A 24,960-nucleotide genomic window follows, 5' to 3' on the forward strand; every position below is an offset into this window, starting at 1 on the left:
CTAATCGACGGCGTCGACGGTTAACTGAAATGTGGAGTAGGCGAAATATTGCCACTTACCCACGACACGGTATACATCCCGCCTTGGGGCACAGTCGGTGGACGTTTTAATGGCGAATGTTCACGCCTCAACTGGAGCCAGCTTCGCCGCAGCCTCTTTCTTACCCATCCTCCGAAGGGCTGCAATTGCAGGCATCTGGCTGGCTCTCGGACGAGTTGTGCCCTGCTCCCACTTATAGACAGACTGCCCAGAACAGCCCAGAAGTGTGCCCATCTCAGCCGCCGACAGTCCCAGCCGTTTACGTTGAGTGGCCAAGCCTTTGGCACTGAATCTGACCACGACTCCAGTTTCACCAGGAGCTTCCACTGCTTTTTCGTTGGTGGAACCCTTACCCAACTTCTTCACCAGACGCTCAAGGTCTGCAGTACGCCGCTTTAACGCAGCCAAGTCTGACCGGTACTGTGACGAGGCTTTTTTCAGAGACTCGACTTCGGCGCGTACTTCTTTGCGAGCTACGCGGGATATTTCGGCTTTGAGGACTGAGGCGATGTTCATTGGGTAATTTTCACATATAAAAAAGAGACCTCATCGAGAGCTAACTAGATGCAGTGCACCCGCTTAGGCCTGTTTCTGACCCGCAAGCGGTCGTTGCGTTGGCGCCCCCCGCGAACTAGGCGTTTGTTTGCTCGCCATCGTGCCACTTGCTTGCTGGCGGCAACTCAAGCCAAACCCTGCGCCAGCGCATCAAACACGACTCGGATTCGTGGCGAGGTGCGCAGTTCGCGGTGACTGACCAGCCAGATCGGGAAGCGCAAGGGCGGCACCTCGTCGAGTACCCGGACAACGCCAGGCGTGCGGAGCCCAATCTCGTCCATCATGACGCCAATACCCATGCCTTCGCAAACCAGAGGCCAGTGGGCGACCGAGTGGTCCGCGTAGCAGCTGAAGTTTGCCTCGCTCAATTGGAGGCCATGCTGGCGCATGTAGCCTAGAAACTGGCCTGAGCGATCAGAGCCCACAAAAGGAAGGTGTGCTGCATCTTCAGGGCTGCGCGGATGGCCGTGAACTCGCACCCATTCTTCAGAGGCATAGAAGCTGGCGGAAGCCTCGCGGATCAATCGTGCGATCAGTTCTGGCTGCTCCGGCTTGACGTGGCGAATGGCGATATCAGCCTCGCGACGCAGCAGGTCGCTGAATGCGTTGGACGAGATCACTTCAATCGCAATGTCCGGCTCCTGCTCTCGCAGGCGCCGCACCAGAGGCGGCAACAAATAAGCGGCAACTGGGTCGGTGGCCGAGACCGAAACCACGCCACCAACCGCCTGCGATCGGCCTGTTGCTGCCAATCCCAGTGCTTCGGCCGCTGCACCCATAGCGCGCGCATGCTCCAGGAGTTCCACTCCAGTGGGCGTAAGCGCCATGGCCTTGCCAACCCGCTCGAACAGTGTTACGCCCATACTCTCTTCGATCGCCGCGACCTGGCGACTCAGCGTAGGCTGAGTCAAGCCCAGCTTGCGAGCAGCTGCCGACAGCGTCCCGGCTTCGGCTGTTTCTAGGAACGCCCTTAGTTGATTCCAATCGAGTTGATTCATGCGTAGATGTATATGTTCACTGCAATTTATCGCCATTGCCAGCGATGCCGCGCATGGCTAGTATCTTCGACTGGATATCAGCCAGGTCAATACTTCGATAGAAGATTGTTGTTCTTATTGGTTGTACGGGAGGGACGTCAAATCCGCGCACGAGTAGATCGTGCTTCGAAACCGGCGCCCAAGTGGGAAACACGATGGGGCGCCATCGCGACAGCTAACGGTGCACTCGGAGTCTCCACTGGGAAGAATTTCCTCAGTGGTGCTGAGCAACAAGCGCTGTCTCAGTACCAAGCCCAGCCCCGTAGGGTGGCCTAAAAAATCGATCTTGCTGTTTACAACCAAGGCGCTGCGGCTGTTGGGGTGATGTTCGAGTATCAAATTGATTGATTTCTATCTCTCGGAGGGTTGACTGACATGTTGAGCAATATTGCGGGTTCGGCGAATCTTGGAGCCTGTAGGTCTTATGGGCTCGCACTCATCCTCTTGGCAGGCTTATGGTCGGCAAATGTGGCCGCCCAGTCCCAAAGGGACATGAACGCAGTACTAAGCGCCAGAGTGACCGAAGAGTTTCAGCGCGATGTTCAGCGGCGCATCAGCAGTGGCACTCGCGACGGCCCTACCCACTATTTCACAACGGACTATGCAGCCAAGCTCACACCGGAACAGAAAAGGCAGCTTGAAGCTCGAAATAGAGACTACGAAATCATGGAAAAACTCCGCCGCGACCCGGTGCTCGCCCGGCTCGCTAATGGGTACTGGGACAACTATCAGGCACGACAATCAGCCGGGCCTGGGGAGTTTTGTGCGGCGAGTCATGTGAATCTTGACGGCGTCATTACTTTGAGCGGTTTCGATAAAAGTTGGGAAGGTGGTCTGCTCGTATTCATGGGAAAGAGTATTCCCAAGCCGAAAGCTTTCACCGAATTGGCAGTAACGCTCACACAGTCCGGCGAACAACCTGCCACCATCAAAGTCTTCAACCCACCCGCAACTCAGGAAATGCGTGACTACGGCACGCTTATCTTTGCTGTCACAAGCATGAAAGCAGCGTTGGCTGGCATGGAAGACAAGCAAGACTTTGCAATCGCCTCAGAAGGCAAGGAAGTCTTTCGGATGAGCTGGAAAGATGGCATCAAAGCCCGCAAGGCACTGGGTGAGTGCCTGCGTAATAGATAAATCGGAAAGGTTCAGCCGTTAAATTGCGCTGAGGTGTGACACGTGTTTTCCACTGAATTTTGACCCACACCCTTTGTGAGCAGAAGGTGCTCATGATGTAGATAAGTTCTTGGTTTTCTCAGGCGTGCGTTCTCCGGGAGTTTCAGCCCGGAGGGGTGAGCGCCATGGCTTTGCGAACACGCTCAAGCAGCGTTACACCCATGCCCTGTTCAATGGCTGCCACCTGGTGGCTCAGTTTGGGTTGAGGCAAGCCCAGCTTGCGAGCAGTTGCCGACAGGGTGCCGGCTTCGGCAGTTTCCAAGAACGCCTTAAGTTGATTTCAGTCGAATTGATGCATACGTAAATGTATATGTTCACTGCAGTTAATCGCCATTGCCTGCGATTCTGTACATGGATAGTATCTCGGGCTGCTTCATTGGATAACAACAACTCTTTCCAACATGCCTAGCCGACCGAACGATCCCGTTGCCACCGCTGCCCTCCCTCCAGAAGCAAATGTGCCAGCCAACCGCAATGCCATTTTCTGGGACCGCATCGCGCACAAATACGCGGCAGATCCGATTGCGGACATGGCGGGGTACGAGGCAACGCTACAACGCGTGCGCAGCTTCTTGTCTGACGATCAGGATGTGTTGGAAATTGGCTGCGGCACTGGCACCACCGCACTACGCTTGGCACCCTCGACTCGCAGCCTGCTAGCGACCGACGTCTCACCCAATATGATCGCCATCGCCCGAGAAAAGCTGGCAGGTCAGAGTGTTCCCGAGCTGAGCTTTAACTTGGCTGACGCGGACACGCCGGCATTTGGATACGGTGCCTACGACGCAGTTCTTGCCTTTAACCTACTGCACCTCGTGAGCGATCTTGACCACTCGCTAGCATTGGCGATGCAGGCTTTGCGGCCGGGAGGATTATTCATCTCCAAGACTCCGTGCATCGCCGAGATGAATCCCCTCATCCCTTACCTGGCGTTGCCGCTGATGCGCCTCATCGGCAAGGCACCCCATGTTCTTTGCTTCAACGGGAGTGCACTGCAGTCGGCCATCACCCGACAGGGCATGGAGATCGTGGCGGTCGAACGACATGGAACACGTGGGAACGACTTCCGTATCTTCATCGTCGCCCGCAAGCCGGCCAACACTGAACTACAACTGCGGGAAAAGGCTTCGTCGCAGAAGTTACAGTCCGGTTACCTTCAACGGTAGAGCAGCAGAAATCAGTCCCGTGAAATTTAGCGACCTGATAACGGTCACTCGCCAATGTCCGCTTCTGGCTACGACAGCGGCCATCGAGACATTGCGGTAGTAACGACTCATCAACTGATCGCCTGACAGCGGTCATTCAAAAGCATCCGACGGAAGCCCCACAAAAGTCCGCTTTGGAGAAGTCCAATCTGCCTGTTGGACTTCGCTTGACGACCAGGTACGGACATGCGATTTGCTCGACCGTGAGACAGCATCAGGCCAACACGCCGACATTGGTCGGCGTCCCCAGAAAACTACCGAGGTGTTGAAAGCGGGCCTTCTAGTTCGTCGGGAGCAGACCTCCGCTTTTGACGCCCGAATCTAGTACATAGAACTTACGCGATGGCACCCAGGAGTTACAGCCAACGATTCAAACCAGCAAAAAGGGCCTGGCACCAGACTTTCGAGCGCTCTCGACGGGCGCGGACGCAGAGGCTTCAGTGGTCATTGTCATATCGTGTGTTCCTTGGCTGAAGTGGCCTGATCACAAAGTGGTTTTGAGGGTTGGCCCCAGGCGTCTTCAAACAGCAGTTCATCCAGCTGGGAGCGCTTAGCCCCGCTCCTGCTCCGCCAGCGCCTGCAATTGGGCACGCAAAACGCTGGACACCACCCGCACAAAGCGCCAAGGCTGCATAAAACCCACGCTGGGGGTATGGTGTGCAGCGGTGAGCTGACGGCGCATCACCTCAGGCGCCACGTTGCCCCGGGAAAAGTGACGCATGTCGCGCCGCTCGACAATGGCGCGGTACACCGCGTCCCGTTCTACCTGTGTGAAGGACAGGGCCGACGCGTCAATCGGCATAGTAATGGGGACTCATACGTACGGTCTCTCCAATAATCAACAAACCGGGTTGGGGGCCGTAGGCTGGGGCCTTGTCCACCAAACGCCGCAGACTGCATGCAATCACTGTTTGCGTAGGGCGTGTGCCGTCGCGCACGATAGCGGCCGGCGTATCCAGTGCCAAGCCATAGCTGAACAACCGCTCCGCAATATGCGCAAGCCGCTGCACGCCCATGTAGAAAACCCGGGTCTGCCCTGGCCTGGCTAGAGCCCGCCAGTCGTGGGTGGCGTCGTCTTGCGCCAAATGGCCTGGCAAAAATACACAGCTGCCCGCAAGGTTGCGGTGCGTCAGTGGAATGCCCACAGCTGCCGAACAACCGCTGGCAGCCGTCACACCCGGCACCACCTCAAAAGCAATACCTTCTGCCTGCAAGGCCTGCACCTCTTCCCCCCCACGGCCAAACACATAGGGGTCACCACCCTTGAGGCGCACGACGCGACGACCGTTGCGGGCATGTGCGACCAGCAATGCGTGAATACCCTCTTGCGGTACTGCGTGGTCGCCCAAGGCCTTGCCCACATAGACACGATGGGCTTGGGGTGGTATCTGATCCAGGACTTCTGTACTTACCAGGCGGTCGTGCACCACCACATCAGCGCTGCGCAGCCGATTCAACGCACGCAGAGTCATGAGATCCAACGGACCCGGACCCGCCCCTACGATGCAAACAAAACCAAGGGCAGTAGAAGAAAAACGTTCAGTCATGGAAAAATGGGGCGATAACGAGAAAAGTCATCATACGTGCGCAAAGCGGCGTTCAACTTGCGGGCTCATTGCATAGGCCTTTAACCGACCGATGGATGCGATACTTGGATCCTTTACTGGTCTTTGGTTTTCTCCCTGTAAATCCTTAAACTAGGACTGCAACTCTCTTACTAAACATGTCCGCCCAGCCCAACGCTCCACACGTTACGCGTATCCAAGGCTGGTGCCCCGGTGCACTGCGTCCCATGCCGTCTGGAGATGGATTAGTGCTGCGCATCCGCCCGCAACTTGGACGTTTGACTCAGGCGCAGGTTCAAGGCATAGCCGAGTTGGCTGAATGCTACGCACAGCCTCTGTTGGACCTGACCAGCCGCGCCAACTTGCAGTTGCGCGGCATTGCCACGCAAGACTATCCCGTCCTGCTGGCCGGGCTACAGGCCCTGGACTTGATTGACACCGATGTGCAATCCGAATCGCGCCGCAACATCCTTGTATCTCCCTTGTGGCAGCCTGCCGACGGCACGCCCGCGCTGGCGCAAGCACTCTCAAAAGCTCTAGGACAGCCCGGCGCACCCACACTCCCGGCCAAGTTCGGCTTTGCGCTGGACTGTGGCGCCGTGCCTTTGCTGCGCGGCTGTGCGGCTGACATCCGTTTAGAGCGCCATGATCGGGGGGTTTTGGTCTATGCCAACGGCAGCACCCGCGGCGTTGTCGCTTCTGCAGAGCGAGCTATCGCGCGGGCCATGGAGCTGGCGCACTGGTTTATCGCTGCCGGGGGCGCACCCGACGGTCGTGGACGCATGGATGCCTTGGTCGCCAAAACTACCATTCCAACTGAATTAGCATCTACCGCGGTTCCCGTCAATACTGGTGCACGCCTGCCTTTGGGCTTCATTCCCCAGGGATGCGTGGTGGGCTTTGAATTTGGCCAGTTGCCGGTAGACACACTGCGCACACTTTCCACGCTTGGCCCATTGCGCATCACACCGTGGCGCAGTCTGCTTGTGGAAGATGTCCAAACCATGCCAGCACTGTCCGAACTCATCACACATGCCGACGATGTGCGTCTGCGCATCAGCGCCTGCACAGGCGCGCCTGGCTGCAATCAGGCTGCTGCGCCCACACGTGAACTGGCCCATGCGCTGGCCCCACTGGTTCCGCTCGACCATGTGCTGCATGTGTCGGGCTGCAGCAAAGGCTGCGCGCACCCGAATCCGACCCTGACGCTGGTGGCCACTTCCGCGGGTTTTGATCTGGTACAACACGGCACCGCCGCTTCCCCCCCGGATGCGCGCCAACTGAGTCCAGCGGCCGTCGCCGCTCATCTAAAACAGCTAGCGCATGCGCCACACCTATGAGACCGATGGCGATGCCATTTACCGACAGTCCTTTGCCATCATCCGGGCAGAAGCCGATCTCACCCGCTTCAGCGCTGTTGAAGAGCTGACCGTGGTCCGCATGGTCCACGCCACCGGGATGGTCGGGCTGGAAGCCCACGTGCGCTTTACCGATGGCATGGCTGACGCAACCCGCGCTGCGCTGGAGGCCGGTGCCCCCATTTTGTGCGACGTACGCATGGTGAGCGAAGGTATCACCCGCAGCCGCCTGCCGGCACATAACGACGTCATTTGCACCTTGCAAGACCCCACCGTGCGTGATCTGGCCCAACGCCTGGGCACCACCCGTAGTGCGGCGGCGCTGGAACTCTGGCGCCCGTATTTGGCCGGTGCCGTAGTCGCCATTGGCAATGCGCCCACCGCTCTGTTTCACCTGCTCAACATGCTGCAAGACCCCGTCTGCCCGCGCCCTGCTGCCATCATCGGCTGCCCTGTGGGCTTTGTGGGTGCCGCCGAATCCAAAGCGGCCCTCCTAGCTGCGCCGCCCTCCCCTGCCATGGTGGTGCAGGGCCGCTTGGGTGGAAGTGCCATCACCGTGGCTGCGGTGAACGCACTTGCCAGCCAAAGGGAAATCTGATGGGCCGCATCCTTTGCGCCGGTTTAGGCCCGGGCGACCCTGATTTGATGAGCGTGCGCTCAGACCGGGCCATCCGCGGAGCCAGCCACGTAGCCTACTTCCGCAAAAAAGGTCGCCCCGGCCAAGCCCGCCGGATTGTGGAAGGCATGCTGCCCCCCGACGCGGTCGAGTACCCCATGGAATACCCGGTCACGACCGAGTTACCCTTTGACAGCCCTGAATACATTTACTGCTTGGCCACGTTTTATGACCACTGGGCCAGCCAGCTGGCCGCGTTGGCCCAAACCCAAGACGTGTTGGTGCTGTGCGAGGGTGACCCGTTTTTCTACGGCTCTTTCATGCACCTTTACACCCGCCTGCAAGGCCGCGCCACGGTGGAAGTGATACCCGGCATCCCCGGCATGGTGGGTTGCTGGTCCGCAACCGGGGTGCCTATCACCTGGGGCGATGACGTGATGACCGTGCTCATGGGCACCCTGTGTGAAGACGATCTGGTGCGCCATATGCAAACGGCGGATGCTCTCGTCATAATGAAAACTGGCCGCAACCTGCCCCGCGTACGCCGCGCGCTCGCCACAGCTGGGCGACTGGAACAAGCCTGGCTGGTCGAGCGCGGCACGATGCCTGGGGAGCGAGTGCTCAAACTGACCGAGGTCAACGATACCGACTGTCCCTACTTCGCCATAGTGCTTGTGCATGGCAGCGGCCGCCGACCGGAGGTGCAGGAGTGAACCTTGATCGCGGCAAGGGCTGGCTCTGTATTGTGGGCCTGGGGCCTGGCGACCCGAAATGGGTCACCCCCGAAGTGACGGCCACCCTGGAAGCCGCCACCGACATCGTGGGCTACATCCCCTACGTGGCACGCATCGCACCGCGCACTGGCCTCAACCTGCATGCGTCTGACAACCGGGTCGAGATGGACCGCGCCCGCGCGGCGCTGCAAATGGCATCTAGGGGCAAACAAGTGGTCATCGTGTCCTCTGGCGACCCCGGTGTGTTTGCCATGGCCGCCGCCGTGTTTGAAGCACTGGAAGGCCGCCCGGACTGGCAGGCACTGGACATTCGCGTACTACCCGGCATCACCGCCATGCTGGCGGCGGCTGCTAAAGCCGGTGCGCCCTTGGGCCACGATTTCTGCGCCATCAACCTGAGCGACAACCTCAAGCCCGTAGCGCTGATCGAAGCCCGCGTGCGCGCCGCCGCCGAGGCCGACTTTGCCATGGCGTTCTACAACCCTCGCTCAACCAGGCGCCCCCACACATTTGGCCGCGTCCTGGACCTATTGCGCACAATTTGCACAGCAGACCGCCTCATGACTTTTGCTCGCGCCGTGGGCACGCCTGAAGAAAACGTGTTAACCGTCAGCTTGGCACAGGCTACCCCTGAAATGGCCGATATGCGCACCGTGGTCATCGTCGGCAACTCTGCCACCCGCCGGGTGGGCCGCTTCGTCTACACCCCACGCTCGGCGCTATGAATTTAATAGCTTTGCACCACCCCCATCCAGCGCAAAACACCATTTACGGTGCTAACCGTCGGGCGCGCGGGGATTACCGGGCGGCCAATCAAAACAACCGGCAGCCCCCGTTCTCGTGCCGCCGTCAGCTTGGCCTGGGCGCCCACGCCTCCGGCGTTTTTGGACACGACATGGGTGATACGGTGCGTTTGCAGCAAGGCCCGGTCGCCCTCCAAGGTGAACGGCCCCCGGTCCAGCACCACATGGCCGCGCGCAGGGGGCAAATCCAAAACCGAATCGACCACCGGGTCCAGCAACCGCAACAGAAACCAATGCTGCGCGCAAGCCAAAAACGGCATCAGATGCTGGCGGCCAATGGCCAGAAACACCCGGGCAGGCTCGGCGGGCAGGGCCTGCACTGCGGCGGCGATATCGGGCACGTGTTGCCACGCATCACCGCTTTGGGCCTGCCACGCGGGCCGCTCCAGGGCCAGCAGGGGCACGCCCGTACTGGCACAGGCCTTCACCGCGTGGCTGCTCATCTGCGCGGCAAAGGGGTGGGTGGCGTCCACCACATGGGTGATTTTCTCAGCCAGCAAAAAGGCCTGCAAGCCAGCCACGCCGCCAAATCCTCCCACGCGGGTGGGCAGCGGCTGGACTATGGGCGCATGGGTTCGACCAGCGTAAGAAAAAATACCATCCACCCCCGCCTGTGCCAAGGCTTGCGCCAGGTGACTGCCATCCAGGGTGCCCCCCAGCACAAGAACACGCAACACGGTGCGCGCCATGTCTGAACATTGGCTATCAATCATTGGAATAGGTGAAGATGGTTTGCATGGTCTGGGCGATGGTAGCCGCTCGGCCCTAGCCCAAGCACAGCATGTGTTTGGCGGTGCACGGCATCTGACTCTGGCCGGTGTGGGCAGCCGTGGCCGTGAGTGGCCGTTGCCGTTTGATGTTGCCCCGGTGCTGGCCCTGCGCGGCCAGCCAGTGGTGGTGCTGGCCTCGGGCGACCCGTTTTGGTTCGGGGCAGGCGGCAGCTTGGCAAACCATTTGGTGCCCGGCGAATGGCAGGCTATTCCGGCTCCCTCCACCTTTTCTCTGGCTGCATCCCGCTTGGGCTGGCGCCTTGAGCATGTGCACTGCTTTGGTCTGCACGCCGCCCCCTTTGCACGCACCCGCCCTGCCCTGCATGTGGGCGCGCAACTGCTGTGCCTGCTGCGCGATGGCAAAGCGGTGCAGGACTTTGCACAGTGGCTTACCCAGCAAGACGGTGGTGCATCTGCAGTGTGGGTGTTGGAAGCCCTGGGCGGCCCGCGTGAACGTATACGCCAAAGTACAGCCCACGCCCTTGACTTTGCAGACATGCAAAGCCCGGTGGCAATGGCTGTGGAGGTGGTCGGCCCGCTGGGGCTTGCAAATGCCCCCGGCCTGCCGGACAGCTACTTTGCCCACGACGGACAAATCACCAAGTCGCCCATCCGGGCGCTCACTCTCAGCGCCCTGGCACCACGCCCCAGCGAACACTTGTGGGACCTGGGCGCAGGCTCGGGTTCGGTATCGGTGGAGTGGTGTTTGGCGGGCGGCACAGCCAGCGCGGTAGAGCAAAACGCCGAGCGAGTGGCGAACATCCGTACCAACGCCGCATCCTTTGGCATCGACCACCGCCTGAGCGTGCACCACGGTGACACCCACCACAACACGCACACACTGCTTGCTGGCTTGCCCACGCCCCACGCTATTTTTGTAGGCGGCGGCTTTGACATGGCTTTGTTCACCGCATTGCAATCCATAGCGCCCACAGGCTGCCGCTTGGTGGTGAATGCGGTGACGCTGGAAACTGAATCGGCCCTGCTGCATTTGCATGCCCAACACTGTGGTGAATTGCTGCGCATAGAACTGGCACAGGCCGCACCGTTGGGCCGCATGCGCGGGTGGCAGCCCAGCCGCGCGGTGGTGCAGTGGAGCGTGACGCTGTGAAGGCGCCATGTTGATGGTGGCGGGCTTGGGTTTTCGCGCCCAGTGCAGTGTGGCGTCTTTGCGCGCCGCCCTGAATGCCGCGCTCAGCGCCGCCCAGGCTGCGGCACAGCAAACCAAGGGCACATACAGCACGTCCGGCAGCAGTCCCATCACCCTTACCGCCCTGGCCACGGCCGCCGACAAAGCCAGCCACCCCGCCCTGCTGCAACTGGCCGCAGAACTGCAACTATCCATCACCCCTATCAACTTGCCACAGTTAGCCCGCCAAGCTGCTACGCCCAGCACCCATGTGCCCACCCGCTATGGCGCACACAGCGTGGCAGAGGCCGCAGCGCTGGCCGCAGCAGCAATGACCGTTCAGGCCGAGACTGTCAAAGCCCAACTGCTTACCCCCCGCTGCACCAGCCCCGACCGCCTGGCGACCGCAGCCATAGCTTTCTCTGGAAAGATCCAACCATGACCGTTCACTTTATTGGTGCAGGCCCTGGCGCCCCCGATTTGCTCACCCTGCGCGGCCGCGACTACATTGCCGCCAGCCCGGTGTGCTTGTACGCAGGCTCGCTGGTCCCCGAAGGCGTGCTGGCTCACTGCCCGCCCGGTGCGCGCATCGTCAACACGGCATCCCTGTCGCTGGAGCAGATATTGGCCGAAATCAGCGCTGCGCACGCGGCCGGCCATGACGTAGCCCGCCTGCATTCGGGCGACTTGTCGGTGTGGTCGGCGATGGGCGAACAACTGCGCGGCCTGCGCGCGCTGGGCATTGCGTACACCGTCACGCCCGGCGTGCCGTCGTTTGCGGCAGCGGCGGCCACGCTGGAGGCCGAACTGACGCTGCCGGGCCTGAGCCAGTCGGTGGTGCTCACGCGCACATCAGGCCGCGCATCGGCCATGCCCAGCACCGAATCCTTGGCCAACTTTGCCGCCACCCAAGCCGTGCTGGCCATCCACCTCTCCATCCACGTACTGCCGCGCGTGGTGACTGAGCTGAGTCCGCACTACGGCGCAGACTGCCCGGTGGCTGTGGTCTGGCGTGCCAGTTGGCCAGACGAGCGTGTGGTACGCGCCACCCTGTCCACCATTGAAGCCGCCGTGGGCGAAGGCATGGAGCGCACGGCCTTGATTGTGGTGGGCCACACCTTGGGCCAAAACTTAGGCGAGCAAGACTTTGCCCACAGCCGCCTCTACGCAGGTGACTACGACCGGCGTTACCGCCCGCTAGGCACCACGCCCCGCTTTCCGGCTGGCACCGAATGAAGATCTATCTTTGCCTGGTCGGCATCGGGACCGGCAACCCGGACCATGTGACCCGTCAGGGCGTCAAGGCGCTCAATGGCGCCGACTTGATCCTGGTGCCCCACAAAGGCGCAGGCAAAGCGGACCTGGCTGAGCTGCGCCTGCAACTCTGCAAGGAATTGGTGACCAACCCCGCCACCCGGGTGGTGGGGTTTGACATGCCGGTGCGCGACGGCGATGACCCGGACTACCCCGCTGCCGTCAACCGCTGGCATGACGCTATTGCCGAGGTGTGGCTGACCACCATCAGCAGCCATTTGCCTGCGGGTGGGCGCGTGGCCCTGCTGGTCTGGGGCGACCCGTCCCTGTACGACAGTACCCTGCGCATTGCCGAGCGACTGGCGGTACAACTGCCAGTGAAGGTAACGGTTGTACCCGGCATCACAGCGCTGCAGGCACTCACCGCCGCGCACGCGATTGCGCTGAACGATATCAACGCCCCCGTCACCATCACCACCGGCCGCCAACTGCGCGACCATGGCTGGCCACAAAACGCCGATACCGTGGCGGTGATGCTGGACGGGCACTGCGCTTTTCAGCACCTGCTGCCGCAGGACATCACGATCTGGTGGGGAGCGTATCTGGGCATGCCGCAGCAGATTTGCATTGCGGGGCCATTGGCGAAAGTTATCGCGCGGATTCTGGTGGAACGGCAAGCGGCGCGGGCGGCGCATGGGTGGGTGATGGATACGTATTTGATGCGGCGGGGCGGGCGGGCCTAGTCAATCACAACCTCTGCATAAGCGGCATTAGCCGTTGGTGGTGACAGGGTTTGGTGTATGGGTGACCGCCTCATAATGTCAACGACAGATCGGAACTAGCGACTTGCGCTTTGGGTCGTTGTATGAATTCACGAAACAGCCGCGGGCGACCGACATGGGCCTAAAGTGTCCCCACAATTTGGGTTCGTTCAGTCCAAGTTATGAGCCTTCACGCTGAACGCCAAGACCGGGTCAGTAATTCATTCAGCGCTTCCGCAATAGCTTGCCAGTGCTCCGCCAAGGATGTAGGGTGTTCGCCAAGCTGCCCCAGCGTTACCCAAACCATGTAAGCGGGTGCAGTAACACCAGCACACCCTATACGTCAAATACAGGGTTCATCTTGGAGCCTGCTGTAGCGGCATTTACAAAATGCAATGCTCATCCCTAAATGCGCCCACGACGGCGTGTACCGTATTCCCATCCAAGACCGCCACATCCGCCTGTTGCTGGCGCGCAAGGCGAACCTTCTGGTCGGCAACGCAGGCTGCCTGCAGTTCATCCTCGGTAGCAGTAGGTGCTGAGGCGATAGCGAAACTGCTTTTTTTATATAGCTGCTTGCTCAGGTCTAGCTTGGATTGGAGACCGCTTTTACTCAAATATCCAATATGGGTACGCTCAAATCCAATTTGAGTACGACACGCGCACCCCTTACCGAACAGCGTTCACCGTCCCCGCATCGGCCACACCGGCACCCGTCAAAACAGCCAGCAAGCCAGGCCGCACCCAGCGCTGGAACACCACCCCCCCCACCACGCCCATGCTGGCCCAGAACGACAACGCGACCCAGGTGGTGGCCCAGATGAACTGACCGCCCAGCTGCGCTAGCGCGACTCGGGCTTCGGGACCGAAGCCTGCCAGTGCATCACCTTTCAGTTGCGGTGCACCCACTAAAAAGGGCAGCCCCAGCAAGGCCGCCGCGACCAACCAGCGCCAGGAGGCACGCGCAAACCCGGCCACAGCGCAAGCGCCCGCAGCACTGCATACAGCTAGCACCCACCAGACCTGGCGGGCGTGCAATGGGGCGGCTTCCATGCCCGGCACTTTGGCGTGCAGGCCCAGCGAAGGCCAGAGGTGAAGGCTGACAAAACCCGCTACAGCCACCCAAGCAGCCAAAGTAAAAGAGCCCACGGACGCACCACGCCGGTAGAGCCACACGCCCATCACCGCAAACACAAGCAGCGCTATGCTGAAGGCGTGCAGGCTATTGGCCACCCAAGTCCAGCCTATGCGCTCGAAGCCGTTTTCAGGCTCCCAAGCGTTGGCAAGATCGTGTGCATTCCCATGCGGGGCAGCCGCATGGGAATGCACATGTGCGGCGGGAGCTACCGGTTCGGGAGTCTCGGCTTTTTGCTCCTCATAGGCCTCGGCTGCCAGAATCAGCGGTTCGGCTTGCCAACGTTGCACACCGGTTTGCACACTGCCCACCACCACAGCAGTCACCAGAGCCGCCCAAATCAATCGTTGAAAAACCATAGGTAATTCGCGACAAAAATCAGCTCAATGGCAAGGCTTGACGGTGATGTGGCGCACGTCATGCGCGGCGTTGTGGGCCAGTGGGCTTTCTGAAAACGCCACGCCGTAGAGCACGACCAGACCCAAGGCTGCGCCGGCGGCAAGTTGCAACAAGAGACTGTGTACCGTGCTGGAAGCGCGGGGCAGTTCGGTGGTGGTTGATGAGTGCATAAAGGACTTCTATAAAAAAACAAATCAGTTGCACCCATGGGACTACCGATGCACTGAAGAAAAAACTATTCAAGGCCCAGCGGGCTCAATGGTAGCAAGCGGGGGCAATCGGGCCAATATACCGCTACGCAGGCGCTCGGGCCGCTCTTTGCGCAGGAGCATACCAGCCGTACTGTACGCGTGTAACTGCGCACAGGCCAGTACCTGGGTTGCAGTTACCTCATCGGCAACCAAATCGCCAAAAAAATAGGTGTATTTACCGGGTGCCTGAAACGCCACAGTACAGGCACGCTCACAGCCGCTCAAGCAGGCCATTCCGCGCACGCGGACGCGGGCCTGCAGGGCCGCATCCAGGTCCAAGGTGGCGACCTGAACCGCTTCCAGCAGCGCCTCGCCCGCAGCAGGCAGATCGCGCAATGCAGCGGCGGGTCGGCACGTCGTGCAAATGATGATTTCGGTGGCAAGGACAAGCCCTGTATCGGTTTGGACAACAGCTTCGGTCATGCGGATGGTGTGTCGGTGCGTCGTTATTAAAAAAATCAGGTTCACTCGGCTGTGCTGGCCAAACGGTACTCCGCGCCCCAACGTGCGGCCCAGCCGGCACAGCGGCCAATAGCGCGTGATCCAGGCGACCGGTCGTCAAAATCCAGCACCACCGCGTGGTCCGCCCCCTTGGGCGCAGCGGGCTGCTCCAGCGTGCGTCCATCGGTCAGCAGCCACAACCAGGCTGGGCCCGTACTGTTGCACCGCCGGGCATACGCCAGCAAGGTATTCGCCACCGCCAAGGCCTGGCGCAGCGGTGTGCCGCCGCCGCCGCCGCATTGGCGCACCCGTGCGGCACCGGCGGCCCGCGCCGGACCGGGCGGCAGCACCAGCTGCACACCGCTACCCCCAAAACACAGCAGGCCCACATGATCTCCAGCGCGCGCCGCCTGCTCGATCAGGCGGGCAGCATGACCTTTGGCCAGCGCCAGGCGACCACCTTGGCGCATCGACCCCGAGGTGTCCATAACGATCAGATGCAGGCGCGGGGCGGCTAACGCCTGCGGTTGGTAGCGCAGGTGCTCGCGCTGCAACGCGCGCGGGCCTTTGGTCAGCAGGGTGCGCAGCCAGGCAATGGTGGGGCTCTTGCCCCCCGTTTTCACGGCGGGTTTGAGAGGGGGTAGTGTCTGCATGGAGGGGTTACGCCACCGCACACTGCCAGCCGATACCGACGGCTGACTGATGCGGTGGCTCAGGCTTTTTTTGCGGGCCAGGCCCCAGTGGACAGCACCCGGGTGGTAGGTGTCGGATTAGGCGGCAACGCACCCCAATCGCCTTGTGGGATAGGGGTTGAAGCGGGTGGCGGATCTTTGTGCGCTCCAGCGTTGTTATCGCTGTTGTTGTTATTAGCTCTGCCGTTGGGCTTATCGCTGGTTCTGTCGTTAGCGGATGGCTCCAGCGTGCGACGATGCGCCAGCGCCAGTTCAGCCACAGCGTCCACGTCTTGCGGGGTCACGGCATTGCGGCCTTCAAGGGCGGCCAGGGCGCGAGCGGCGCGCAACATCACTAGGTCGGCACGCATGCCGTCCACACCGGCGGCCAATGCTAGTGCAGCGGCGTGTCGCAGCACGGCATCCGGCCACGCCAGACTGGGCAGCGCAGCACGAGCTGCCACCACGGTTGCCGCCAACGGAGCTAGCTGCGCAGCGTGCAATGCCGTCAACGCCTGCGGGTCTTCGTCGAAGGCGAGTCGGGCGCGCAAGATATCTAGCCGCTGCTGCGGGTCGAGCGGGTTACCCATCGCCACCGACAGGCCAAAACGGTCCAGCAATTGGGGACGCAATTCGCCTTCTTCGGGGTTCATAGTGCCAACCAACGCGAACCGCGCGGCGTGCTGCTGCGAGATGCCGTCGCGCTCAACAGTATTGGTGCCGCTGGCGGCCACATCCAGCAGCGCGTCTACCAGCGCATCGGGCAGCAAATTAACCTCATCCACGTATAGCACGCCATTGTGGGCGCGCGCCACGAGGCCCGGCGCCAAGTGCAGTTGGCCCTGAGCCAGTACGGCTTCCACGTTCAACGTACCCACCAGTTGTTCCAGGCTGGCCGCCAGCGGCAGGGTCACAAACGGCGCATCCGGCAGCAGGGCCGCCAACGCTCGTGCTGCCGTGGATTTGGCCGTGCCGCGCGGGCCGCTAACCAGCACGCCACCGATGCGAGGGTCGATTGCCACCAGCAGCAAGGCGCGCTGCAGCAGCGGCTGGCCAACCAATGCGGTGAACGGGAATGCCGCACGGGTGGCGGCTTGCACAAGCGTCATGGCTAGGCCTTTTCTAATGCGTCATCAGATGTTTCAAGTCGCTGCTCCAGTGCCAGCAGATGGTCTTCAATGCGCTCGCGCTGGTCGCCCGGTTCGGCCCACAGGCCACGGTCCATGGCCTCCAGCAGTCGCTCGCCAATACTGCGCAGGGCCAGCGGGTTGTGCTGTTGCAAAAAGGCACGGGTGGCATCGTCGTGCAAATAGGCATCGGCCACCAGCGCGTATTGATGGTCGTACACCACGCCGGTCGTGGCGTCAAACGCGAACAAAAAGTCCACCGTGGCAGCCATTTCAAACGCACCCTTGTAACCGTGGCGCTTGATGCCGTCCAGCCATTTGGGGTTGACGGCACGGGAGCGCACCACGCGGGCCACTTCTTCACCCAGCGTGCGGATACGCGGTGCCCCGGGCACGCTGAAGTCGCCATGGTAGAGCGCGGCGGGCGCGCCGCTGAGGTGCTCTACCGCCGCGGCCATGCCGCCCATGAACTGGTAATAGTCGCCAGAATCCAGAATGTCGTGCTCGCGGTTATCCTGGTTGTGCAGTACCGCGTCCAGAGCGGCGATGCGCTGAGCAAATGTCTCGGGCGCAGCGACGCCGTGTGCGTCTTGCCCATAGGCGAATGCCCCGGCACGCAAATAGGCCTCGGCCAGCTCGGCGCGTTCGGTCCAGTTGCCGCTGGCAATGGATGCCTGCAAGCCCGCACCGTAGCCACCGGGCCGGGGGCCGAACACGCGCCAGGTAGAGGCCCGCTCTGCCAGTGCTTCCGATTGCCCTGCGGCTTGCGCCTGCGCAGCATCACGCTGCACGCGTACGCGTATGGGATTGACATCGTCTGGCTCGTCCTCAGGCGTAATGGCAGCTACTGCACGCACAGCGGTGTCAAACAGGTCAATCACATTCGGAAACGCATCACGGAAGAAGCCGGACACACGCAGCGTCACGTCCACGCGCGGACGACCCAGCACGCTCATGGGCATGACTTCGATGTCCACCACGCGGTTGCTGCCCGGCGCCCACTTGGGCCGCACGCCCAAGAGTGAGAAAGCCTGAGCCACATCTTCGCCCCCGGTGCGCATAGTGCTGGTGCCCCAGACCGACAGGCCCATGGCCGTGGGGTACGCACCATGGTCTTGCAAGTGCCGCTCCATCACGCGGGCTGCACCCTTAGCGCCCATGGCGTAGGCGGTCCCGGTGGGGATGGCGCGCGTGTCCACTGAGTAAAAGTTGCGCCCAGTCGGAAGTACATCGGGCCTACCGCGCGACGGTGCGCCGCTGGGGCCAGGGGGGATAAAGCGCCCATCCAGCCCGCGCAGCAGTTGACAGATCTCATTAGGGCCGCAGGCATCCAGACGCAGGGCGAGTGTGGTGTGCAGGCGCTGTAGCACCTGTGCGGTGTGGGGCCACAGGTCTGGAGCAGCGCTGGGGCCGCCGGACACCGCACTGCCCTGCCCTTCGCCATACTCTTCGCACAGGTCTTGCACCACACGGACGGCCAGCAACTCCAGCCGCTCGCGGGTGTGGCCCGCGTGGCGCCAGGGCTCAAAGCTCAGGGCTTGCAAGACCTGCGGGCGCTCGCCATTCCATGGTGTGGCCCAGTCGGGGCTCAGGGCATCAAAGTCTTTTAACCCCAAGTCGTGCGCCAAGGCCACGGTCAGGCTGCCTTGCGCCGCACCTGCGCCGCCAGGGTAGCGGGCCAGGGCCACCAGTGTGTCCACCCGCTGGCGACCGGCGGGAGACTGGCCGAAAATATGCAGACCGTCGCGAATTTGCGACTCTTTGATTTCACACAGGTAGGCATCCAGGCGCTGCAATAAGGCCTGCTGCTCGCCGTCGTTGGTGGGCTTGGTAAAACCCAGCTCGGCGTGCAGGCCGTCTGCGAGGACCTGCTCCAAAATGCTGGCGCGCAGCAGTTTGGCACGGCGCGGGTCCAACGACAGGGCCTCGTAGTACTCGTCCATGCGGCCCTCCAACTGCTGCAAGGGCCCGTAAGTTTCCGCCCGTGTCATGGCGGGCATCAGATGGTCGATGATGACGGCCTGTGTGCGGCGCTTGGCCTGCGCGCCCTCGCCGGGGTCATTGACGATGAATGGGTACAGGTGTGGCAGCGGACCCAAAATCGCATCGGGCCAGCAGGCTGCCCCCAGCGCCACGCTTTTGCCGGGCAGCCACTCCAGGTTGCCGTGCTTGCCCACGTGTACCACGGCGTCCACCGCGTAGGCGCGGCGCAGCCAGAAGTAAAAGGCTAGGTAGTTGTGGGTGGGCACTAGATCGGCGTCATGATAGGTGGCCACCAGGTCCAGGTCGCGCCCGCGCGCGGGCTGGTTGCCCACAAACACATTACCGTAGCGCTGGCCCGACACCATGAAGCGGCCTGCGCGCACCAGCGGGTCTTGCTCCGGCAAGCCCCAGAGGGCATTTATGGCAGCTTGGCTCTCAAGCGGCAAGGCGGCAAAATCTTGCATGTAGTCGGCCATCGTCAGGCTTTGGCCTGCAGGGCGATCGTCGTTGGCGTTTAGGTTATTGGTGATGCCACGCACTAGGTCGGCCATGAGCGCGTCGCCGTGTTTCGGCACATCGCCGGTGGCATAGCCTGCGGCCTGCAGGGCTTGCAGGATGACAACGGTGGATGCGGGCGTATCCAAACCCACGCCGTTGGCCAGTCGCGCGTCGTTGTTGGGATAGTTGGCAAGCACCAGCGCCACACGCTTGTCGCTATTCTTTTTATAGCGCAAACTGCACCAGCGACGTGCGAGAGCAGCCACATAGGCAATGCGCTCGGGCTCGCTGTGGTAGCGCACCACGTCGATCTCGGCGCGCTCGCAGCGCCAGGCCAGGCCCTTGAAGCTAATGGGCCGAGTGCTAATACGGCCATCCACCTCGGGCAGCACGATCTGCATAGCCAGGTCGCGCGGGGTGAGGCCGTGCGGGTCGTCTTGCCACTGCGCTTGTGAGCAGCCCGCGGTGATGAGCTGCAACACCGGTGCATCACCTGCCAGCAGCACAGGCAGAACCTCTGTACCCGCATCGTTGCCACCCATCGCGCCCACGGCAAAGCTGGTAGCGTTGAGCACTACGTCTACCTTGTGCTCTTTGGCCAGCAATTGCAGCAACGCCATGCTCTCGGGGTTCTTGAGCGAGTCCAGCGCCACGGCCACGGTATTGAGGCCCTGCTCTGCCAGGGCGGCCAGCATGGCATCAAACGCCGCCGTATTGCCCGCCTGCAAATGCACTTTGTAAAACACCAGCAGAGCCACAGGCGCGCCAGCGCCCCATGGTGCCAATGGCTGAGCGGGTGCGTAGCGCATGGCGGCGGGTAACACTTGCGCGGGTAAAGGGCGCTCGCCCTGGCCAAAGGCCGCATGGGCGATGAGCTGGAAAAAGTTTGAGGCGTTGTCACGCCCACCTTCGCGCAGGCAGCGCCACAGGTGGGTGCAGTCGTCTTTGTTAGCGGTGCTGCGCATGAGCAACTGCGCGTCTTCAAAACACTCGCCCGACACCATCACCAGCCACTGGCCACGCGCCCGGGCGGACTCACAGACCTGGTCCACGATATAGGCCCACTCGCTGGGGCTGCCCAGGTGTTCGATGACGATGGCCTTGGCGTGACGTAGCACGTCGTCCATGTACAGATCGGTAGACGCGGGCTGGCGCAGCCACATCAGGTTGGCGAGGCGCACACGGGGAAAGTCATCGGGCAAGCCATTGGCGACCTCGGCCAGTAAAGACAGCGTGGTGTCTGACACGGTGAGCACAACAATGTCGCCCGGCGTTTGCGCCACGCGCACCACACCAAGGCCATCGTCTTCAACATGGCCGCCGGGGCGGGTAGCGAGCAAATGCATGGAATGCCTTTAACGTGAGTTCCTAAACCAGCGCGGACTGCAGTTCGCCTTGCAGCAGAACAGCATCCAGATGGTCGCCAATACACACCAAGCTGGTCACGCGCGGCTCGTCTGCGCGCCAGGCACGGTCGAAATAGCTGTCAAAACGCTGGCCCACGCCCTGCACCACCAGGCGCATCGTAGCGCCGGGCACAGCGACAAAGCCTTTGACACGGTAAATCTCATGGCGCTGGACCAAAGCGGCCAGCGCGGTGAGCAGCTTGGCGCGGTCGGTAACATTCAGCGCAATCGACACCGAATCAAAGGCGTCGTGGTCGTGGTCTTCTTCGGCGTCGTGGTGGGTTTTGCGGGCGTCGATCACGTCTTCCACCGCGCGCTCCAGGCCCAGCAGCACATCCATGGAAACTTGGCCGTGCGATGCGCGAACTAGCTTCACACCGGCAGGCGCTTCTGCGCGGATGGTGGCCTCGACGGCTTTGAGTGCGGCAGCATCCATGCCGTCCACCTTGTGCACGATCACCAGGTCGGCAGTGGCCAACTGGTCTTCAAACAACTCCGCCAAAGGGGAGTCGTGGTCTAGGTTGTCGTCGGCGCGGCGCAGTGCGTCCACGGCCACCGGGTCATCGGCAAAGGTGCCTGCGGCCACGGCGGGCGCATCCACTACGGTGATCACCGCATCCACGGTAAACGCGTTGCGCAGCCTGGGCCACTGGAAGGCCTGCACTAGCGGCTTGGGTAGGGCCAAACCAGAGGTTTCGATCACCAAATAGTCGATCTGGTCGCGCCGGGCGGCTAGTTGCTCCATTACCGGGGCAAATTCTTCTTGCACGGTGCAGCACAGGCAGCCGTTGGCCAGCTCGAACAATTGGCCGTTTTCGACTCCGTTTTCGTCGCAGCCAATGCCGCAGCCGCGCAGCAGCTCGCCGTCGATGCCCAATTCGCCAAACTCGTTGACGATGACCGCGATGCGGCGGCCTTGAGCGTTGGTGAGCAGGTTGCGCAACAAAGTTGTTTTGCCGCTTCCGAGGAAACCGGTGACGATAGTGGCGGGTATTTTTCGGGTTTGCATGCAGATTATGTTTCTAAAAATAGTCAGTCTTCGATACCACGCTGTGCGGGTACACCAGCGAAGGCAAAGCAGCGGACAAGGAACACCAAAGCACCGCTAAGTGTGTTTGATCAATGCCGGTTTACATGAAATAAACTTCCACAAAAACCTCCCATGGCTTCCCCGCCTGGGCATGGGCCTCAAGACTTCGCGCGCACGTGTAGCCACCGTGTTAGCCGGTATCCGGGCTGGTGGAGCGACTTGCCAAGCCTTTACATGCGCGTATTCAAACGCCCAGTAGCTGGGTTGACATTTGAATCGGGAGATTCGTCCACTTACCGATGCGGGGGCAGCGCAGGTTAGGTGCGGCGTTGACCGCCTGCCGCTCCTGGTTTCCGCTGAACTGTGGCACGGGAACCAAGTCGCTAGCACCCGATGAACACTATTCTAGCAATTGGTTGCGGCTTTTGTTTAACGAGACGGTGCGGGATTTTCCGCTGTTGAGCTACCCGCCGGATTTGTGCCAGTGAATGCTTCTTAGGCGGCAGTCGGTGTACTCAAGTTGGTTGATTTGGTCAGAAACGAACGTGCGAATTTTGGGCACCATCCTAAGTGCTGCTTGTAAGAATCTGGCAAATACCAACTTCCCGGAATGCGATCCCCCCGAAGGTCGTCGTGGGATGATCAGTGCTACTGAAAACGGGGGGGGAACGTCGGAGGTCGAAGATGATTTGGAGCTATCGGAGCAGACAGAAATTTGAACTCGATCGAGGCAGTATATGGAGTCAAATTGGATGCCAGTTACCGGTCATTGGCATCTGTCTACTTCTGGCCCGAGAGCGGACACGCTCAGATTGGCTTTTAATGACCGTTGTGCAGCAGTAGCGGCCACCTGGCGAGTCGGGTCGCTTCTGTAGGAACTCAGCGCCGGTTTATCTGCCGGTTTAATTCATCCAAACTACCAAGTCCCAGCTTCGCCATCGCATCGTCACCGCTTATCTCACCTGCCTCATACAAATCCAGTATCTCCAGGCGTTCATAGTCCGGGCTGCCAAATTCTCTTCCTACAGGTGCTACGTCGAGCCATGCTTGCTCTTCAGCGGACCACGGCCAGACTTTTCGGTTGAACTGGCCATTACGCAGCTGGCTAATCCGTCGCTTATTTTTCCGGATGCTCATCGGGCGCTCTCCTCGCTAGGGGACATCTTCGCAGTCAGTTGAGATTTTCACTGACCCCCCCCGGGCCTTGACCAGCTTGACTGCCTCAGCCTTGAACTCCCGACTGAATTTCCCTCTCGTCACCATGAACCACCTCCGGGTTCATCGACCACCTCAACAAAGTGTCTATGAAACCGGCAGCAGCCCAGATCGCTGGAATTTAATCCAAGTCAAAGCATCCTTACTCTATCGGCGACCGTAGGAATACTTTCGTATGGCAAGGTGTTGTCTTCCAGCAGTGCGCGCGCAGCTTCGCGTGGGACCAGCATCACCACCTGCTCGTTTGCGTCAGCGAGGGCCAGTAATGTAACGACAGTGAAATTTTGGTGCCCACTGAGCGCTCGGCTCACACTTTGGCGTGTCAGACCGGTTCGCGAAGCAAGATCCACATCGCTAGCGATCTTCCGACCGCGGCGAAGACTCTCGGCCAAGCTTTTTAGAGTATTCATTTGTGAATGCAAGTAATGACTCTACTTCGGTGAAAAATAATGTTAATTATATTTAACATTTTTGCGATTTGTTAAATATATTTGACAAGCCAGATGGGCGAAAAACGTTCCGACCAGCAAAAGGATCGCCGCCGAGGAGCCGATACCGGTCACTCACCAATGCCCAGTTCTGGCCCGAAAGCCGCCCACGGACCGAACAAGGCGAGAGATGCCTGCAGATGAAAGACATCGATACCGGACTGACACATGGCCGAGCGCGCGCAATCCAGGCGTTGGCCTTGTGGATCGAGGTGAGGATTACTTGATGGTCGAGTCCTTGGCTGACCATTCCGAAAACGAACGGTGAATGTGGCTGTGAGCCTCCCATATCCGCTGCCTTGCGGGGGTACGGATCACATCGTTGCCTTCCATCTTGTTCAGCCATTCCCTTTCTCCCCAATTGCACCAGACGAGGACTTGGCGCGTCTCAGTGAGGTAACGGCGAAGAAGATCCGCGCGGACATACAGGAGGCTGTGTCGATTTCCCTTCCACCCGTCGCCCGCCTCGCGATAGAGGCTTCCAGGATTGCCAGCCGCATCGTAGAAGTCGATCTCGCGATTCTTGCTCTCCAGACCAAGGCGCTGGATCAATTTCGGCGCGGGAAGGTCAAAGCCCGAGAACTCGTTCTGCGTCGAGTGGTACGACTCCCAGCCAAACTGAATGGATGGAACCTCGATGAGGATGCCCGGCACACGCCGCATTTCATACGTTGGTTCGACCAACCGCACAACCGAACGCTCTGACTCCACTGCATCTCTGGAGACCAACTTGATCGAGAGGGTTTGTGCTGGTGTTTTGCGCTTTGTTTTGACCCGCTCGTAGCTGTCAAAGGCCTCCACAGTCTGCCGACGGTACGTTCCGTCCCGCTGGCATAGTCGTCGCACATAGTTCAGGCGGCGCCCAGCCTCACCAGCGTAGAGGTAAGTTTCGGTCGCCCCCTTGGGAATAGTGTGGTTACCCGGGTACTCAATCGCAAGAAACTTCGACCGGAGGGCCTGCACGTCTTTGCGCGCGACGAACACGCCCCGCAGAAATGCAAAGAGATCGCGATCGGTACTCGCGTCAATGCCGCGGACGAAGCCTTCAATAAGAACCCACTCACCCGGGTGCCCATTGATTTCTGGGACAACGAGCAGTGAATTCCAGCTCGGTATGAAACCACCACCGACCCACGCGTCGGTGTCTCCTCCCCAGTCACCAAATAGGTCGGGGATCGGCGGCGACCATTGGGGTGGGCGCTTGGGGAAACTTGGATCCACGCCGCAGTCGGACGTCCTCTCGCCGAGGCGCCAATCTGGCAGTTTCCTCGCAGCCTCGCGCTCACCCCACATTTCGAAGTATGCGATCCACGA

General features: G+C 60.9%; 23 protein-coding genes, 3 pseudogenes and 1 riboswitch. Of the genes and pseudogenes, 11 read left to right on the forward strand and 15 right to left on the reverse strand.

Features of this window, described 5'->3' with window-relative positions:
• Positions 1–120: 120 nt before the first annotated feature.
• Both AAG793_RS15890 and AAG793_RS15895 read right to left on the reverse strand, forming a co-directional pair.
• A complete protein-coding gene (locus AAG793_RS15890; protein WP_341909934.1) occupies positions 121–555 on the reverse strand; it encodes a helix-turn-helix transcriptional regulator in 435 nt (144 codons plus the stop codon).
• A gap of 164 nt (positions 556–719) precedes the next feature.
• A complete protein-coding gene (locus tag AAG793_RS15895) occupies positions 720–1,592 on the reverse strand; it encodes a LysR family transcriptional regulator (protein WP_341909936.1) in 873 nt (290 codons plus the stop codon).
• A gap of 414 nt (positions 1,593–2,006) precedes the next feature.
• Here AAG793_RS15895 and AAG793_RS15900 point away from each other — a divergent pair, with 414 nt between their 5' ends.
• Positions 2,007–2,768: a hypothetical protein gene (locus AAG793_RS15900; protein WP_341909938.1), complete on the forward strand. Its 762-nt coding sequence runs from the start codon at positions 2,007–2,009 to the stop codon at positions 2,766–2,768.
• Positions 2,769–2,910: 142 nt separating this feature from the next.
• Here AAG793_RS15900 and AAG793_RS15905 read toward each other — a convergent pair.
• A pseudogene (locus AAG793_RS15905) lies at positions 2,911–3,075 on the reverse strand (LysR family transcriptional regulator); the annotation flags it as partial.
• 190 nt (positions 3,076–3,265) lie between these two features.
• On the opposite strand from AAG793_RS15905, the gene AAG793_RS15910 reads away from it, so the two are divergent.
• Positions 3,266–3,973 (forward strand): class I SAM-dependent methyltransferase, encoded by a 708-nt coding sequence (locus tag AAG793_RS15910; protein WP_341909940.1) that lies wholly within the window; start codon positions 3,266–3,268, stop codon positions 3,971–3,973.
• Positions 3,974–4,568: 595 nt separating this feature from the next.
• Here the strand turns inward: AAG793_RS15910 and AAG793_RS15915 are convergent.
• Positions 4,569–4,814: pseudogene (locus AAG793_RS15915) on the reverse strand (nitroreductase family protein); the annotation flags it as partial.
• Positions 4,804–5,559, reverse strand: a complete 756-nt coding sequence (cobA, locus tag AAG793_RS15920; RefSeq protein ID WP_341909942.1) for a uroporphyrinogen-III C-methyltransferase — start codon at positions 5,557–5,559, stop codon at positions 4,804–4,806. The pseudogene AAG793_RS15915 and the gene cobA, both read right to left, overlap by 11 nt.
• A gap of 176 nt (positions 5,560–5,735) precedes the next feature.
• On the opposite strand from cobA, the gene cobG reads away from it, so the two are divergent.
• From cobG to cobJ, 4 genes are read left to right on the forward strand one after another with little or no spacing between them, the layout of a single operon-like run.
• A complete protein-coding gene (cobG, locus tag AAG793_RS15925) occupies positions 5,736–6,917 on the forward strand; it encodes a precorrin-3B synthase (protein WP_341909944.1) in 1,182 nt (393 codons plus the stop codon).
• The gene (locus tag AAG793_RS15930; RefSeq protein WP_341909947.1) at positions 6,901–7,533 is read left to right on the forward strand and encodes a precorrin-8X methylmutase; all 633 of its coding nucleotides are present in this window, start codon (positions 6,901–6,903) and stop codon (positions 7,531–7,533) included. The genes cobG and AAG793_RS15930 overlap by 17 nt, the downstream gene beginning before the upstream one ends.
• Entirely contained in the window at positions 7,533–8,264 is a 732-nt protein-coding gene (locus AAG793_RS15935) for a precorrin-2 C(20)-methyltransferase (RefSeq protein WP_341909949.1), read from the forward strand. The genes AAG793_RS15930 and AAG793_RS15935 overlap by 1 nt, the downstream gene beginning before the upstream one ends.
• Positions 8,261–9,010 (forward strand): precorrin-3B C(17)-methyltransferase, encoded by a 750-nt coding sequence (gene cobJ / locus AAG793_RS15940; protein ID WP_341909951.1) that lies wholly within the window; start codon positions 8,261–8,263, stop codon positions 9,008–9,010. The genes AAG793_RS15935 and cobJ overlap by 4 nt, the downstream gene beginning before the upstream one ends.
• Positions 9,011–9,012: 2 nt before the next feature.
• Here the strand turns inward: cobJ and AAG793_RS15945 are convergent, their stop codons facing one another.
• Entirely contained in the window at positions 9,013–9,765 is a 753-nt protein-coding gene (locus AAG793_RS15945; protein WP_341909953.1) for a cobalt-precorrin-6A reductase, read from the reverse strand.
• Between the two features lie 10 nt (positions 9,766–9,775).
• On the opposite strand from AAG793_RS15945, the gene cbiE reads away from it, so the two are divergent.
• The 5 genes from cbiE (at position 9,776) to AAG793_RS15970 (ending at position 13,544) form a co-directional block, all read left to right on the forward strand.
• Positions 9,776–10,969, forward strand: a complete 1,194-nt coding sequence (gene cbiE / locus AAG793_RS15950; RefSeq protein ID WP_341909955.1) for a precorrin-6y C5,15-methyltransferase (decarboxylating) subunit CbiE — start codon at positions 9,776–9,778, stop codon at positions 10,967–10,969.
• Positions 10,970–10,976: 7 nt separating this feature from the next.
• A complete protein-coding gene (locus tag AAG793_RS15955; RefSeq protein WP_341909957.1) occupies positions 10,977–11,429 on the forward strand; it encodes a cobalamin biosynthesis protein in 453 nt (150 codons plus the stop codon).
• Positions 11,426–12,223 carry a precorrin-4 C(11)-methyltransferase gene (cobM, locus tag AAG793_RS15960; RefSeq protein WP_341909959.1) on the forward strand — a complete coding sequence of 266 codons (798 nt, stop codon included), beginning with the start codon at positions 11,426–11,428 and terminating at the stop codon, positions 12,221–12,223. Before AAG793_RS15955 ends, cobM begins: the two co-directional genes overlap by 4 nt.
• Complete coding sequence (gene cobF, locus AAG793_RS15965; RefSeq protein WP_341909961.1) at positions 12,220–12,984, forward strand: precorrin-6A synthase (deacetylating); 765 nt, start codon at positions 12,220–12,222, stop codon at positions 12,982–12,984. The genes cobM and cobF overlap by 4 nt, the downstream gene beginning before the upstream one ends.
• A 413-nt stretch (positions 12,985–13,397) precedes the next feature.
• Positions 13,398–13,544, forward strand: coding sequence for a hypothetical protein (locus AAG793_RS15970; protein WP_341909963.1), 147 nt, complete (start codon positions 13,398–13,400; stop codon positions 13,542–13,544).
• Positions 13,545–13,671: 127 nt separating this feature from the next.
• Here the strand turns inward: AAG793_RS15970 and AAG793_RS15975 are convergent, their stop codons facing one another.
• The 9 genes and pseudogenes from AAG793_RS15975 to AAG793_RS16015 all read right to left on the reverse strand — a co-directional run.
• Positions 13,672–14,496 carry a CbtA family protein gene (locus tag AAG793_RS15975; RefSeq protein ID WP_341909965.1) on the reverse strand — a complete coding sequence of 275 codons (825 nt, stop codon included), beginning with the start codon at positions 14,494–14,496 and terminating at the stop codon, positions 13,672–13,674.
• Positions 14,497–14,520: 24 nt separating this feature from the next.
• The gene (locus tag AAG793_RS15980; RefSeq protein WP_341909967.1) at positions 14,521–14,706 is read right to left on the reverse strand and encodes a CbtB domain-containing protein; all 186 of its coding nucleotides are present in this window, start codon (positions 14,704–14,706) and stop codon (positions 14,521–14,523) included.
• A gap of 69 nt (positions 14,707–14,775) precedes the next feature.
• Positions 14,776–15,255, reverse strand: a complete 480-nt coding sequence (locus tag AAG793_RS15985) for a DUF1636 domain-containing protein (protein ID WP_341909969.1) — start codon at positions 15,253–15,255, stop codon at positions 14,776–14,778.
• Positions 15,252–15,881 (reverse strand): VWA domain-containing protein, encoded by a 630-nt coding sequence (locus AAG793_RS15990; protein WP_341909970.1) that lies wholly within the window; start codon positions 15,879–15,881, stop codon positions 15,252–15,254. Before AAG793_RS15990 ends, AAG793_RS15985 begins: the two co-directional genes overlap by 4 nt.
• A gap of 59 nt (positions 15,882–15,940) precedes the next feature.
• On the reverse strand, positions 15,941–17,008 hold the full coding sequence (locus AAG793_RS15995) for an ATP-binding protein (protein WP_341909973.1): 1,068 nt from the start codon (positions 17,006–17,008) through the stop codon (positions 15,941–15,943).
• A 2-nt stretch (positions 17,009–17,010) separates the two neighbouring features.
• Entirely contained in the window at positions 17,011–20,853 is a 3,843-nt protein-coding gene (cobN, locus tag AAG793_RS16000; RefSeq protein WP_341909975.1) for a cobaltochelatase subunit CobN, read from the reverse strand.
• A gap of 22 nt (positions 20,854–20,875) precedes the next feature.
• Positions 20,876–21,922, reverse strand: coding sequence for a cobalamin biosynthesis protein CobW (gene cobW / locus AAG793_RS16005; protein WP_341909977.1), 1,047 nt, complete (start codon positions 21,920–21,922; stop codon positions 20,876–20,878).
• Positions 21,923–22,117: 195 nt separating this feature from the next.
• Positions 22,118–22,346: riboswitch (cobalamin riboswitch) on the reverse strand.
• A gap of 476 nt (positions 22,347–22,822) precedes the next feature.
• Positions 22,823–23,080: a hypothetical protein gene (locus AAG793_RS16010; RefSeq protein WP_341909980.1), complete on the reverse strand. Its 258-nt coding sequence runs from the start codon at positions 23,078–23,080 to the stop codon at positions 22,823–22,825.
• 785 nt (positions 23,081–23,865) lie between these two features.
• Positions 23,866–24,960, reverse strand: a pseudogene (locus AAG793_RS16015) (hypothetical protein); the annotation flags it as partial.

This window comes from Polaromonas sp. YR568, assembly GCF_943372955.1.
Classification (GTDB): domain Bacteria; phylum Pseudomonadota; class Gammaproteobacteria; order Burkholderiales; family Burkholderiaceae_C; genus Polaromonas.